General features: G+C 72.9%; 3 protein-coding genes. All 3 read right to left on the minus strand.

What is annotated here, in order from left to right; all coding sequences use genetic code 11:
- Positions 1-58: 58 nt before the first annotated feature.
- Positions 59-1318: a S8 family serine peptidase gene (locus tag ACWGL3_RS16805; protein ID WP_452461498.1), complete on the minus strand. Its 1260-nt coding sequence runs from the start codon at positions 1316-1318 to the stop codon at positions 59-61.
- Positions 1319-1814: 496 nt separating this feature from the next.
- Positions 1815-2219, minus strand: coding sequence for a toxin-antitoxin system YwqK family antitoxin (locus tag ACWGL3_RS16810; protein WP_267945575.1), 405 nt, complete (start codon positions 2217-2219; stop codon positions 1815-1817).
- 106 nt (positions 2220-2325) lie between these two features.
- Positions 2326-15264: an ADP-ribosyltransferase gene (locus ACWGL3_RS16815; protein WP_452461499.1), complete on the minus strand. Its 12939-nt coding sequence runs from the start codon at positions 15262-15264 to the stop codon at positions 2326-2328.
- Positions 15265-15286 lie beyond the last annotated feature (22 nt).

Raw genomic sequence — 15286 nt, forward strand, 5'->3', positions numbered from 1 at the left:
GGTCGCGGGCGGGGCCCGTGGAGCACGCCTGGAGGTGTGCCCCACGGGCCCCGCCGCGTCAGCGCACCGGTTCGTCGGAGCGCATCGGCACCGGTTCGCCCGGGCCGGCGGGACGCCACTTGCGCGCGCGCCCGAGCTTGAACACCGCTCCGCCCAGGACGCACAGCACGATGAGCAGGAGGGTCACGGACACCACGGCCGCCGTGGGCGGCGCGTCCACCGAACCGTAGGGGGAGGGATCGGGGACGAACCCCTCGCCCGCCACCCCGGCGGGGACGCCGCCCGGCGCGATGGCCATCGCCGCCAGCGGGTCGATCCTGCCGTGCCCCGACAGAGGGTCCGAGTCCCCCCGGGGGGACTCGTAGGCCGTGGTGGTCAGCCGCTCGCGCACCTGCTCCGCGCTCAGGTCCGGCTCACGGGCCATGAGCAGGGCCGCGGTCCCCGCCACGAACGCCGCGGCCACGCCGTCGCCGGCGGCGGTCACGTGGCCGCCGCCCGGGCCGGTCGCCACCACGCGGTCGCCCGGCGCGATCAGGTCCACGCGGGCCAGGTCTCCGCTGGGCAGGACCAGCGGGCCCTGGGCCACGGGGAGGCCCTCCACGTCGTGCGCGGCCACGCTCAGTACCGACGCCTCCTGGGCGGGCCGCCCCGGCAGCGGTCCCCGGGACGTGGGGACCGTGGCCGGGGCCACGACCAGGGCGTCGGCCTCCTCCGCGGCGGCGACCGCGGACTCCAGCGCGGGGGAGGTCTCCCAGGTGCCCGTGCCCACCAGGACCACGCGGGCCCCCGAGTCCACCGCGCTCCCGATCCCGTCGGCGATCTCCTGCGCGGAGGCCAGGCCGGTCCCCGGACTGCCTGTGGCCACGGCCGTCACCACGGTGTCCGGGGCCACCCCGACCAGACCGCTGCCCTCCACGGACCGGGCGGCGACCACCCCGGCCAGCGACGTGCCGAACCCGAGGCAGTCGGCGGACTGCCCGCCCTCCACGGCGTCGGCCAGCGCGGGGTCGCCGCCGTCCACCTCCGGGGCCAGCAGCGCCACGCCCACCCCCTCGCCGGTGCTCAGGTCGTGGGCCCGCGACAGGCCGAGGAAGTGGTGCGTCCAGGGGGACTGCTCCACGACGTCCCCGCCGGTGGCGGCGCACGGCTGGTTGTCGGCCTTGAAGGGGTGGACCTGCGCGAGCGAGACGGGGTCCTGGGGGGCCTCGGCCGCCGCCGGAGCCGCGGGGAGGGCGGCGAGGAGTCCCAGGGCCAGCGCCGCTGCGGCGGTGTGGCGGCGCCGGGGCCGGGCCGTCCCCGGATCGGTGTGTGCGGTCACCTGGTGTGTGCTCCAGACTGTCAGGGGGTGTCCTCGGGGCGCTCCGCGCCCGGTGGGGGACCCGTACGGGTCGAGGGGGTGCGTCTTCCGCGCGGAGGCCGTACGCGGGGGAGAAGGGCGCCGGGGAAGGTCCCGTGCCCCTACGCTAGCCTCCCCGCGATGCGGCGGACCCGGGGCGGCCGCCCTTCCGGGCGCCTCTTCCGGAACCGTTCCGTCGGGACCCTCCGCGCGGGACGGGGCCGACCCCGCGAGCCCCGCCGGACCCGGCGTGACCGGTGTCCTCCCCCGGGCGGTGACGAGGCCGCGACCGCGGGGGAGGGGCGGCCGTCCGTTCGGACGGAGCCCCGGGAGGAGGACCGACTGCGGTAGCGTACTCCGTTTCGTGTGTACGTTCCATGAGCGTCCGGTGGCCGGTCCGCGTCGTTCTCTCGGGAGCGGCGGCTCCACGGAGGAAGGGCGACGGTCGCGCTGTCCCACCGCCGGGGCGGAGCGGCTCTCAGAGCCAGGGGGCGGGGCGCTGTTCGCCGGTCGCGGGGTCGAATCGGCCGAACTGGGCCCTGTGCCGTTCCTCGCTGACCAGGCGGCCTTCGGTGTCCCACCGCAGGGAGAGGCGGTGGTTGCCGGAGACGTCGTTGACGTACTCGAAGACGAGGCGGCCTTCGGCGTCCCAGTGGTGGGAGGGGCCGACGGGCAGGCCTCCGGTGGCGAGGTTGCCCAGGGAGACGACCCGGCCGTCGCTGTTCCAGGCGATGTCGGGACCGCTCGCGACGCCGTTGACGAAGGTGCGCGCCGTCACCCCGGTCTCTTCGGTCTCCACCACTCGACCGGTGAAGCCCCGACCGCGGAGCACGGCCCCGGTCTCCTCCAGGAGGTCGAGGTCCTCTGCGTCGATTCTGCGCAATGGGGCGTCCGTTTTCGTCTACCTCGGAGAACTCTGGGTGGCTCGGGGGCGAATTCTTTCCGGCCCGGTGCGCGGGCGATCCCATGGTGATGTGGGTGCAGCACGCTCAGAGCGAACCGTCGTTCTTGAGGGTGAACCAGGCGTCGAGCTGGAAATCACTGATCTCCGCGCCGTCGCGTTCCCAGAGGAGTGCGTTGAGCGCCTTGATCTCCGCGTGCCGGGCGGGTATGTCGTTGAACGGGTAGGGGGTGGTCTCCGGGCTGCCGTCCGCCCTCGTCACGGGATTTCCGTCGGCACCGTACACCTGGTAGCCCCCGTCGCTGTACATGGCGTCGAAGCGCTCTTTCAGCTTGGGGTGCAGTTCGTCCTCGGGGATGACGGAGTACGTGGTCCTTCCGTTGTGCCCTTCCGCCACTTTCCCGCTGACGCGGTCCACGACGATCGCGTTCACCGCGCCGTTCCTTCCTCCCGGGTCCCCGAAACTGATGGCGGCTTCGGTGAAGGGGCCCGCGTCCGGGCCCGAGGGGCGGTTCGCCTTGGTGTTGTGGAAGGTCCCCGTGTCCACCCTCACGGGGGTCTTTCCCCTGAGGATCTTCTTGACCTCCTCGGCGCGCCTGACGAGTAGGTCGCTCTGGAAGTCCTGTAGCGGTTTCCCGTCGACCGTGATGATCCGGTCGTTGTCGTCCCTTCCTGTGCGGTTCTCCGGAATGGTGCCGATAACCCTTCCGTTCGAGAGGTCGCTCGGGAACCGGGGGTCTCCGTCGGGCCTGTCCTCCAGCCCGAGGGCCTCGACGGCCGGTCGGTCGTCGCTTCCCTGGTTCTCCTGGGTGCCGTCCTGGCCGGGCTCCTCGGCTCCGGCGGGCGCGTCGCTCGACGGGTTCTGCCCGGTGCCGGCGGGGGCGTCCCCCGGGGGAGCGGTCGCGGAGTCGGATCGCGGCTGCGCGGAGGAGTGGCTGCCGTCCCCCTGGGGGGCTGGGGCTCCGCTGTTGCCCTCGGAGCCGTCATCGCCTGCGGAACGGTCGCTGGGCCGGTCACCGTCACCGCTGCCGGATCGGTCAGCGCTGTTGCCGCCGTTGCCGCCGTTGCCGCCGTCGCCTCCGGACCTGTGACCGCTGGAGCCGGTGCCGCCTCCGGCGCCGTCCTCGTCGTTGTCCTTCTTCCGGTCGCTCCCGGGGGCGTCCTCGGCGTCGTCCTCGCTGTTCTCCTCGTCGCCGTCCTCGTTCTCGGGCGTGTCCTGGTCCTCGCCCTCGGACCGCTTCCGGGACGGGTTGGTCCCGGCCACATCGGGCGCCGTCTCGGGGGACGAGGCATCCTGGGTCCGGTCGTCGTCGATGACAGGGGCGGGCTCCGCGGTCGTCTCCTCGCCGGAGGGTGTGCGCGTGGTGTCCTGCGCGGAGTTGCCGTCCCCCTTGTCCACGGTGCCGTTCAGCTCCTGGGCGAAGAACGCGAACAGGTCGGCCGCCGGGCCGGAGATCAGGGGCGCCTGTTCGGCCGGGGGCGCGGTCCCCTCCTGCTGGGAGGCGTCCGCGCGGTCCTGGGGCAGGGTGGAGGAACCCTCGTCGCCCCGGTCCTGGGTGAGGGGTCGGGTGGCGGGGGTTTCCTCAGGGGTCGGTCGGGACGGGGGACCGGAGGTTTCCTCGGGGGCCGGTCGGGACGGTTGCGTGCTCGTTCGGCTCCGCGGTGGGTTGTCGGGGGCCGGTTCCGTCCCGGTCGGGGCGGGGGAGCGCGGTTCCTCCCGTGCGGTCTCCGTCGGGGGGACGGGCCGGCTCTCAGGAGCGCTGGGGGTCTGTGCCCGGTCGGGGGAACCCTGCGCCGCACGGCCGCCGAACGGGTCGGTGCCGTGCTGGGAGGGTCCGCTCCCGCCCGGTCTGGTCGTGGTCGGCAGCGACCACCGGGCCCTCCACTCCTGCCGCAGGCGGTCCTCCTCCTCCGGTGTGCGCGCCCTGTGCTGCCAGTTGGCCCTCCAGTCCTGCATGGCCCGGAGCCGGTTGTCCCACTCGCTCCGGTCCGGGTCCGTGGAGGGGGCGGGCAGGTCAGGGGTCTGCGGTCGGCGGGGAGCGGGCTGCTCCTCGGAAGCGCGGCCGGTCCGCTCGGGAGAGCTCTGCCGGCCGTGGTCCCCCGTCGGGCCGGTGTCGGCCGGGGACGGCCGGTCGCCCTCGGAAGGGGCCGGGCTCGACGAGCGCAGCCGCTCCAGCCGCAGCCGCATGTCCCTGAGTGTGTCCGAGTCCGGCGTGGACGCCTCCGAGAGGGTGTCCTGGTCCGCAGGGAGGTCTGTGCCGTGGTCGGGTCCGGTCCCCGTGTGGAGGGGGAGGCGCTGCCCGTCGAAGGTGAGCACCGCGTCCAGGGCCGCCGCGGCCATCTCCTCCTCGGACGGTGTCGGCTGCGGCCGCTGGTCCCGATCCTCCGCAGGCCGGTCCTGCTGCTGCGGTGCGCTCGGGGCCGTGGAGGGACCGAGCAGGGCGGTGGTGTCGGACTCCGGGGGGAAACGCTGCGCTCCCCGGGCTTCGATCCAGGCGATGTCGTCGGGACCGCCCAGGTCCGGGTCGTACCGGAACCCTTCGGGAACGGCCGGGCCCACCGCCAGGGACCGTTCCATGAGCGATCGCATCAGCTCTCTGCGTTCTTCCCCGCTGAGCGAGGCCGCCTCCGGGTAGTGCCTGTCGAGCCAGCGGGGGCGTGGTGCCTCCTCCTCGTCGTCACTGACGTCGTACAGGTTCTCCTCGTCGTTCGCCGTGTATCTGTCGGCGGGGCTGTCGGCGCGCTCCGGGGCGGGGCCGCGACGGGTCTCGGCCTGGTCGCCGGGCAGGGCCGCCTCGTGCCGGGACGGCCCGTTCCCGTCCTCCCCCGTCGGCGTCGCCCACATCCTCGGTCTCCGGACCGTCGCGGACTCGGGCCGGGCGTGCGTTTCGGAGGAAGGGCCCGAACGCTGGTCCGTGTGGCTGAGGGGCCCCTTCGACTGGTTGCGTGAGTGGCGTTCCGGGCGGTTGTCGGCGGGAGCGGTCTCGTTGCGGGAGGAACCGTCCTGGCCTTGGAGGGCCCTGCCCATCACTGTGTCCCGTGCCAGTTTCTGCCGCGCCCGTTCGAGCACCTCGGCCGCGCTCGGCTCAGGTGCTTGCCTCGGCACGTCTTCCTGCGGCCGGTTGTCGCGCTCGGGCAGCTCGGTGGTCGCGGGGTCCGGGGTGTTCCTCTGCGGGGGCTGGGGAGGCGCTTCCTCCTCCCCGGCCTCCCGCGGCCGGATGTTGAGGGCCGAGCCGAGGGTGTCCAGGAGGTTCGGGTCGGTGTCCCGCTGTTCGGTGTCCTGCTCGGGCTGCCGGCCCTCCTGCCCGGGCTGCCGCTCGGGCAGCTCGACGGCCTCGGGGTCGGCGGCGGGGTCAAGGGCGTTCTGCTGCGGTGCCGGAGCAGGAGGAGACGACGGCTCCTCCTGGATGGTGTCGAGGGCCGGCGCGGTCGCGGTGCGCGGCCGGGGCAGGGACGAGAGGTCGCCCAGGCCGTCGCGCAGTTCCCGGAGTGCCGTCACCCAGTTGCGTACCGCCTCGTCGAAGTCCTCCCGCCGGTCCTCGTAGGTGGTCTCCAGGTTCCTGTAACGCGCCTGGACCTGCGGGTCGTCGGGTGAGGCGATGCGGTCGGAGGCCGCTTTGTCCAGAGGCCAGCGCGCGTTGAGATAGGCCTTCTCCGCGTCTGCGAGCGACTGCTGGATCGCAGCGAAACGCTCGGTCAGGGGGGCGATCCGGTTGGCGTGGTCGGGCGTGATGATGCCCGTCCTCACCGCGTCGCCGTGGGAGATCCACCGGGTCGTCTTCACGGTGGTCCCGCCCTGCTGCCACCGGGCCGGGCGGGTCGGGACGGACGAGGGGGTGCTCCGGCCGCCGAAAGCGCCGCGCACCGCCCTGCCCGCGGACGCGGCCTTGTCCCCGACGTAGCGTGCCGAGCGCTTGTACCAGGGGCCGCTCAGCTCGGTCCTGGCCCCGATGAACACGTCGGTGTCCATCTCGACCAGGTAGCCGGGTCCGGTACGGACGCGGTCGGAGTGGGGAGGCTCCTTCGGCTTGCTCCCCCGTGCGGTGTCGCCTCCGGACGTGGACGATCCCGTGTTGTTGGCCGAGCCGTAGTGGGTGGCCGTCGTCGGAGGCCCCGTTCCGGTGCGTCCCGAGGGGCGCGCCTCGAAACCCATGGTCGTCGTGGACGACTCGTTGTGGAACGGGGAGAAGGTCCTGCCCGTCTCCGAGGAGTCGGTCAGGCGCATGCTCGGGTTGTAGTCCTTGATGCGCGCTGTCTCCGGGTGGGAGACGGCGCGCATCATCCACGTGGTCGGGCCCAGCTCGGGCAGTTCGGCGCCCGTCTCCGAGCCGGCCTCGGCGAAGGAGGCCTTGATGCCGAGTTCGGTGAGCGTCTGGTCGATGGCGTTGTTGCGGGAGTTCAGCTTGAGCTTGTCCGCCACGTAGTCGGCCGCCTTCCCGACGGCCTCCGGGGTGTAGCGCCCGTCGCTGACCGCGTCCGCGGGCGGGTTCCAGCCCCACGACTTCGCCAGGACGATCCGGCCGAGGTCGAGGATGTCCTTGCCCTTGTTCTCGACGGACGCGAGCAGGGTCAGGGCGTCGTTGAAGGCGTCTCGCGACCCCGGGCCCCCGGCGGGCGTCAAGGAGCGCGCCATGTCGGTCAGTGAGGCGTAGTTGTCGTTGGAGGGGTTCTCCGGAGCGGTCCGGTTCCCCGTCTGCTGTCCGCCGGGCTGTCCGTTGTTCCCTGCGGGGGTGGCGGTGTTGCCGTCGGTGGTCGTGCGGGTGGTGGTGTTTCCCCGGGTGGTGGTGTTGCCGTCGGTGGACGTCCGGGGTGTGCCGTTCCCCCCGGTCGTGCTCGCTTCGTTGCGTAGGTCGAGGGCGAAGGCCGGGTACAGCTCCTGAGTCCGGCCCGAGTTCCCCGTACCGGTGAAGTCGCGCCTGCGCGAGCCCGGGGTTTCCCCCAGGAGGGAGTTGGCCCTGCCCTGCTTCTCGGAGATGTGCAGGTCGAGTGTCAGCCGCGTGTCGGACGACACCCGCGCGTAGGGCGTCTCCATGGTCAGCTGGGTGGAGCGCTTGTCCGTGTCCCGGACGATCCCGCCGTCGCCGCGCGCGTTCGTCGTGGTGCCGTCGCCCTGCAAGCCCATCAGGTAGGGGCGGCTCGCCGGGGCGGTGCCCCCGGGCTGGTCGCCCCCCGACTGGGGCAGCGGTGTCAGGAGCGAGCCGTGGGCCCCGTGGAACGCGGAGCTCTCGCTGCCCTGCTGAAGCCTGTCCCCTTCCTCCGAACCCTGACGCTGTCGGTACTCCGTCTTGCCGCCCAGGTACTCGACCTTCGCGTCGTCCCTGTCGAGCCGCAGTCTCACGGTGGCGTCCAGGGACAGCGGCGTGCTCGTCGGGGCGTTGAGGTTCCCGATCGAGTGGTCGATGGGGCTGATCTTCACCGTCACCGGTACGCCGGTGTTGGGGTTGAGTCCGGTGTGGGACTTGAGGGCCTTCAGGATGATCTCCCGGCTGCCCTTGGTCAGCTGCCAGCCCTGTGAGGCAAGGTCGTCGACGAGGCTCTGGACGGCCTCGTCGGGGTCGACCGGATCGAGCATCGTGCCGGAGTCCTCGAAACCCGGGCGCGGTTTCACGGACCCGGGCGGCTCCGGTTCGGGCTGGGGGACGCGGACCAGCTCGCCGTCGACCTCCAGGACCCGGTCCTCGACCATGCCCGACGCGTGGGCGTCGCGGATGTGGATCAGTCCGGATTCCAGGTTGTCGGAGTCGGCCTGCCATCCCCGGTAGCGCGCGTCGCGGGAGAAGGTCGGTCCGATGCTCCAGTTCTTGACGAACTCCAGCGCCTGCGTGACGCGCCCCGAGGCGGAGTAGGAGTACGACATCGGGATCTTGGGGTGGAACTCGACCGACTCGTTGAACCGCGACGTGGGCTTGGTGAGGGTGTAGCGGTCGAACAGGCTCTTGCCCGCGGAGGGGCCGAGCTGGATCAGGGGGGCGCCCGCGGAGTTGGGCGCGGGCGCGGTCCCGCCCGCGGACTGCTCGGCCGGCTGTACGGGGTTGGGGTTGACCCGGCCTCCGCCCGTGGCCAGGACGGTCAGGTCGGTCCTCCTCCCGTCCCTGGAGAACACCTCCAGGGTGTTCTTGCTCTTGAAGACGACCGCGCCGTCGGACTGCTCGAAGCGGTCGACCGAGTCGATGTCGAGCCGGGTGGACGACGTCGCGCGGAGGTGCATCGGGGAGAGCGCGCCCCCGCTCGACTCCGTGCGGGTGCGTGCGCCGGTGGAGGAGCGCGCCGCCGGGTTGTCCGTGAGGTTCTCCGGGGAGAGCGCGTTCTCGTAGAACTGTCTGCTTCCCTCGCCCCGTCTCAGGAAGTGCCGCAGCTTGCGCTCGTTGCCGAGCCCCCTGGAGGGGCGCGGGCCGTCTGCGTCCCTCTCCCAGGGCGCGGTGGAGGAGAAGCTCTCGTAGGCGGCTTCGAGCAGGCTGCTCACCCGGTTGCCGTCACCGGTGGTGAACCGGGTGTTGACGTTCTCGACGGTGGCGGGAGTGCTGCGGAGCTTCTCGGCCCGGCGCTGTTCGACGGGGCGGGTGTCGGGGGTGTTCTCCGCAGGGTTCTGCCGCCCGGTGGTGTCCTGCGCGGTCTCGGTGTCGGGCGCCCGGGTGGTTTCGGTGTTCTGCTGCCCGGTGGTGCTGTCGTCGTTCGTGCGGGTGTCGTCGGCGCCGCCCGTGGTTTCCGTGGCCGGCGGTCTCCGGACGTCGCCGGTCCGGGAGTCGGTGTTCTGTCGGCCGGCGGTGTCCTCGTCGGTCGTGGTGTTCGGCCGGTTGGTGTCGGTGTCGGGGGCTGCTGTTCGCTGGTCGCCGCCGGTCCGGGAACCGGTGTTCTGCTGCCCGGTGGAGTTCTCCGGCGCCGGGGCGGGCGCCTGTTCGACCGGGGGCCGTCGGCTCTGCCCGCCGCCGAACAACCTCTTGACACCGCCGGTCACGTCGCGCGTCTTGCGGACCCTGTCCGGCGTCGGCCTGGTGGGACCGTCGATCATCTCCCTGACCTGATCGACCGGCAGCGGTCGGATCCGGGTGACCCGCGGGGCGGGGGCGGCGTCGTCCCGGCCGCCGCGTTCCCCGCCCGGCACCGCCTTGGCCGTGTCCATCGTGGCCAGCGCCTCGATCGGGCGGCTGAGCAGGTCCTTTCCGCGGTCGGACAGCGGAGTGTCGCCGCCCAGGACCATGCCGAGGTCGTCGTCCTCGTAGAGCCTCGCCCTGAACCGGACCCCGGAGTTCCAGACACTGGAGTCCTCCGCGTACTGGATGGTCCTCTCGCTCTGGGACTTCATGCCCAGGCCCCGGCTCTTCCCCTTGGTGTCGCTCATCTGGAGGGCGACCGAGAACACGCCGCCGTCGCTCGGGTTGCCGGCCGCGTCGACGGCGTCGATCCGGCGGATGTAGCCGCCGGAGGAGAACCGGAGCGTCTTGCGCTTCTGAGAGCCCTCCGCGGTGGTGATCTCGGTCCCGCCCGCGTACTCGCCCCCGGTGCCCCTCGTGGTCTCTCCGGCGTGTCTGAGCGAGGAGAAGTCCGCGCTGATGCGTACCGCGACGAACGGGGAGCGCATCACTTTCTGGCCCGACTCGAAGAGCGCGCCGGGGTTGAACCTTCCCGTGTCGATCAGGTGGATGGGCCGGCCGTGCAGTGTCAGGCCGTCCGTGCCGCCCTTGAAATCGGACGCGGAGATCGCGTCCATGACCCTGTGGGTGTTGAAGACGGCGGTCTCGTGGTCGCGCCGGAAGGGACGGTGCTCGCGCGTGGAACCGGTGAACGGGCCACTGTTCTCGTGGCCGGGCCGCCGGGCGAAGTTCTTCGGGTCGCGCGCCATGTCGGGCAGGACCAGGCCGGGCAGCTTGTCGGCCAGCCCGGTCAGCACCTCGTGCGCGATCTGCTGGTAGATGCTGCGCTGCTGCCCGTCGACGTCGCGGTACTGGCTGCCGTCGGGCCAGGTGAAGTCGCGGGGCACGGCCCCGTGGAAGGTGACCGGGTGCTCCTCGGCCAGGTTCGGACGAGGGGGCCGCGGGTTTCCGGGCTGTTCGTCTCCGGACGGGCGCTCTCCGGAAGGCCGCTCGCCGGGCGGTCGTTCCTGCTCCGGCCCGCGCTCCCGTTGCTGATCCCGGCCCTCGTTCCCGGTGTCCCCGTTCCGTTCGCCGCCCGGCGCACTCCGGTTCCCGTCGTCCCCGGACCGCTGGTCGCCGGTGGCGTCGGGAACGGTCCCGGGGGTGTTCACCGTCCCGGGCTGCGTGTTGCCCCCCTCGGTCCGGACGGGCTCGGGAGGAGCGGGCACCTTGTCCGGGGGCTCGTCCCCGTTCAGGATGCGGGCCTCCTGGACGGTGAGGATCTCGACGGTGTCGCCCTGGAAGCGGTACACGTCGGGTTCGCCGTCGAAGTGCACGTAGTAGTTGCGCTGCACGTCGTAGGCGGACGACTCGGTCTTGCCGTAGTTCATGCGGTTGACCGATCCCGACGACACCTGCGAGCTCTCCGCGGTCGACCGTCCCCGCACGCCCCCCTCCACCGCCAGCGCGTCGACGCGGGCCCTGTGGGTGCCGCCCACGGCTCCCGCGTCCACGCTGACGCCCGCGCCCAGGGTCCCGCCGAGGAAGTCGCTGTGCCGGAGTGAGCTGCCGCTCTCGTTCTCGGCCTTGTTGCCCTTGATGTACTTCGCGGGCTGGATGGTGTGGGACTTGGCGTCGTAGGCGGTGGGCACGGACTGGACGCTCACCAGCCGGGGCCTGCCCGAGGGGTCGGTGACGGTGAAGACCGCGGGCGCCGAGGTCATCTCCGACAGGTTGTTGCGGATGGACTTCTTGGAGAAGGACTCCCCGACCTGGTCGCGGAAGGCGTCCAGCTTCTGCTGCCTGCGCCTGTCGACGAACCCGGGCGTCACCTTGTCGACCGCGGACTTCCACCACCCGCGGTCCCGCTCCGGGGACCACAGGTGGTCGGCGATCCAGTCGGGGAAGGACTTGTCGGAGGACCCGTCGCTCAACCGGATGTCGCCGACCGACACGGGGTGCCCCTTGTCCGCGTGCGGTCCCACGGGCCTGTGGTCGTCGTTCCGGCCGCGCTGGTGGTCCTCGGTCGCGAAGGGGTCCCGCAGGTGGATCGTCTCCGGGCCGGTGTTGGCCACGACCTCGCCCGGAAGGATCAGGAGCACCCCGTCGGAGGACTCGGCCAGGGCGTTCACGGCCTGGTCCGGCGGGGTGTCGTCGGCTGGAGCGGTGTCGTCGTCGGAGCCGGTGCCGTTGTTCGGGTCGGTGCTGCCCGGCGGAGTGCCGCTGTTCGCCTGGGTGGTGCCGCCGGCCGCTGCCTGCCTCGGGACGTGGACGGGGGTCAGATCGAAGGACATGGTCAGGTCGGAGGCGTAGACCTCGGGCTTGCCCTTGATCTCGTAGCTGGTGTAGCTGTCGTGGACGCTGACCGCCGTGTCCACGGTCTGCCGTTGGCGTGTTCCCCCCGAGAAGCTGAAGGTGAAGCGGGGGCCGATGTCGGCGCCGCCCACCGTGCCGAGGAGCAGGGGGGTGACCTGGAACCCCACTCCGACGAACTTGGTGCCGCCGTGGTTGCCGCTGCCCTCGGCAGGGTTGGCCTCCCCTGCCTCGTCCACCAGCTTCAGCTCGGTGGAGGCCGTGCCCTGTTCCGGCTGGGTGGGTGCGTGGTGGAAATCCCCGCGGGAGGAGCGCAGTCGCAGATCCGCCCGCCAGGTGGAGCCGTCCGCTCCGGTGACCGTCGTGGAGAACCCCTCCGGTCCGAAGAACACGCCCGTCTGCTTGCGCGCCTGGGCGTCGACCTGCTCCCTGACCGCGTCGCGCACGGTGGCGTCGACGTGTCCGGCGTCGTTGGCGAGGGTGTCGTCCACGAACGAACGCAGGTGCTCGGCGTGGACCATGCTGGAGTTGACCAGGTTGGATGTCAACAGGTAGCCGAGGTCGTAGGGGACGCCCGTCCGGTCCGGCCGCACGGAACCCGGGTAGTTCCGGGGCGCTGGCTCCTCCCGTGGCCGGGTGTCGCCGGTGTCGGGCTGCGGGCGCTCCGTGTCCGTGCCGACGGTGGTGTCGGTGTTCTCCTGCGGTGGCGGGGGCGGAGGAGGCTGTTCCGTGTTCGCGGGGGGCGTGGTGTTCCTGGTGTCCGTGGTGAGGTCGGTGTTCTCCTGCTGGGGCGGGAGCGGTTGCTCCGTGCCCGTGGTGTCCGTCGTGTCCACGGGGTCCGCCGTGTGCACGGGGTCTGCGGTGGTGTCGGTGTTCTCCTGCGGTGGCGGGGGCGGAGGAGGCTGTTCCGTGTTCGCGGGGGGCGTGGTGTTCCTGGTGTCCGTGGTGAGGTCGGTGTTCTCCTGCTGGGGCGGGAGCGGCTGCTCCGTGCCCGTGGTGTCCGTCGTGTCCACGGGGTCTGCGGTCTCCACCTTGCCCGTGGTGTCCACCGTCTCGGCGGGCCCTGCGGTGGTGTCGTGCTCGTGCTGCTGGGACGGGGGAGGCTGTTCCGTGTCCTCGGTGTTCGTGGTGACGTCGATGTCGACGGGCTGCGCTGACGGCTCCGGTTCGGCGCCGTCGTTCTCGGTCGGAGCGGGTGCGGGAGGCGGGGGAGGCGCGCCCTCCTCGTGACCCCCGTCCTCGGTCCGTGTCCGCGCCTCCTCTGTGGGCACGCGCGTCTCGGCCTCGGGCGGCGCGGGCGGGCGCACCGCCTCCTCCGTCGTCTTCCCGGTCCCGGTGGTCAGCGGGTCCGGCGGTGTCGCCTGTCCCCGCGAAACGCCGGTCTCGGCAGGGGCGGCCTCGGTGGTCCCGTCGTCCGTGTTCGACTCGGGCGCCGACGGGGCCGGAACCGGTCGCGGGGACGGTTCGGCCCCGGGGCCGGAGGACTCCTCCCCGGTCACCGGTCCGCTCCGGACGGGCGGGGTCTGCGTGTTGAGGGCGCTGTGGAACGTGTCCAGGGGCGAGCCCGCCGCGGGGTGCGCCTCCGGCCCTCGCTCCGTCCGGTCGCTCGGGGGTGTGCCGGTCGCGGGGCCGGGGGCCTCCGCCAGGTCCGGCTTCGCGTCGTCGGGGTCGGTCAGTCCCAGTCCACGGGCGAGGGAGTCGAGTTCGGCGTCGCTCATCCCGGTGCCGTCCCCGTCCGGGTCCCGTACCTCTCCGGCGATGTCGGTCACGGCGAGGACGACGGGGTCGCCGGAGCCGACCGGGGCGGAGAGCCCCATCGCGTCCATGCGCATGTTCAGTCTCATGCGCGCCGTGGAGCCCGGGGGGGTCAGGTCGGCGATGGACCGCGCCCGGGCGAGGGCGGCCGCCGTCGCGGCGGCGTCGCCGAGGGAGGCGGTCACGTCGCCGAGGGCGATACCGACGGCGATGCTCGCGGCCACGTTGACGGTGCGGGTGAGGCTCTCGTGCCGGTCGGCCGCGTCCTCCGCGGCCGTGATCGCGGCGCGGCGCCGGGTGTCCGCCGTCTCGGCGGCCGCGCGCGCCTCCTCGACCCGGGCCTCGGCACCGTGTCCGGTGGTCCGTGCGGTGCGGGCGGCGATGTCGGCGGCCTCGTAGGCGATGTGGGAGGCACGTTCGGCGTCGTCGCGCGCGGTGTCGGCTTCCGAGACCCGTGTGAGGGCCGTGTCGCGCTCCCGTGCGGCGTCGGTGATCCGGTCCGGGTTCTCGGGGTCCACCTCGGACGGCTCGGGGATCGCGTCCCGGGCCGCGGCCGCGTCGGCGGCACCGCGCGCGGCGACGCTCTCCGCGGCGGCGGCGAGGTCCGCGGCCAGGGCGACCGTGGCCGCGACCGCCTCCGGGTCGGTGTCGGAGATTTCCGAGGCCAGGTCCCCCAGCCGCTCGGCCGCGTCCCGCAACTGTTCGAGGCGGCCGATCGCCGGGGTCCGGCCGGGGCCGTCGGCATCCCGCAGAGCGGAGACCAGGTCCGCGGTGAAGCGTTCCGCCGCCCCGCGTATCCCGGCCAGGGCCGCTGCCGTGTCCTCCGCGTCCAGGGCCCGGTCGATGCGGTCCAGCACCTCGCCCGTCCAGGCCGGGGCCGTGGCGGCCCCGTCGTCGTGCGCGGGGGGCAGGATCTCGGCGTGGAAGAGGTAACCGCGCCCCCAGGGCTCGACCGCGGTGATCCGGTAGCGGGTCCCCCGGGCGAGGATCACCTCGCGCTCACCGGGGTGTTCGCTCCGGTCGCCGACCCACAGCCCCCGGGAGCCTTCCGGCACGGTCAGCCGCATCAGGTCGATGGGGGAGCCGCCCGCCGCGGACGGAGCGGTACCGAGGGAGATCGAGAGGTACCCCTGTTCCACGTGGGTGGTCCCCGCGAGGGTGCGGGGATCGGTGCTGCCCTCGCCCAACAGGTGCCGGTGGTGGTACATGCCGTGCACGGCCTCGAAACCCTCGGGGAAGGGTCGGCCGGTGGCGCGGTCCAGGCGCCGGAGCAACGCCAGGACTTCCGAGGAGTCGGGGAAGTGCGCCGGTTCACCGCGCAGGGCGAGGGAATCGGCGATCTCGCCTGCGCGTCCGGAGCGCTCGCGGAGGTTCTCCAGCGCCGCCTCCGGGTACCGGTTGCCGAGGACGCCTTGCACGATCCGCTCCTGCTCGGGGCTCAGTCCGCCCCGCTCCGCGGCTTCCTCCAGCCGTGCCAGGCCGGGCCACCGGCCGCCGCCGATCTCGTAGACCTGCCATCCGGGGTGGGCCCGGCTCTCGTTCCGGATGCGGTCCAGTTCGGCCTGCACCGTCGCCTCGTTCAACGGACTCAGCCGCGCGAAGCGGTTCAGCCAGGGGGAGCGGGTGTAGGCGGAGACCGTGTCCTGGGTCGCGGTGGGGAGCACGTCGAAGGCGTTGGGGTTGTAGCCGGGGTCGTGCAGGAGGTCGCCGTAGCGGTCGGCTTCGGCACCGGTCGGCAGTCGGCGGATCGTCCCGGACCCGGACCCGGACGCGGCGGGGCCGTCGTTGTCCGTCGCTGTCCGGCCCGGCGTCGACGACTCCCCGGACTGTTCTTGCGGGGCCGGTGCGTCTCCGTCGCCGTCCACCAGCGCCGTGTTGACGGTCTTCACGGTGTCCGGTGCGTCGTAGGGG

Source organism: Nocardiopsis sp. NPDC055824 (genome assembly GCF_053616335.1).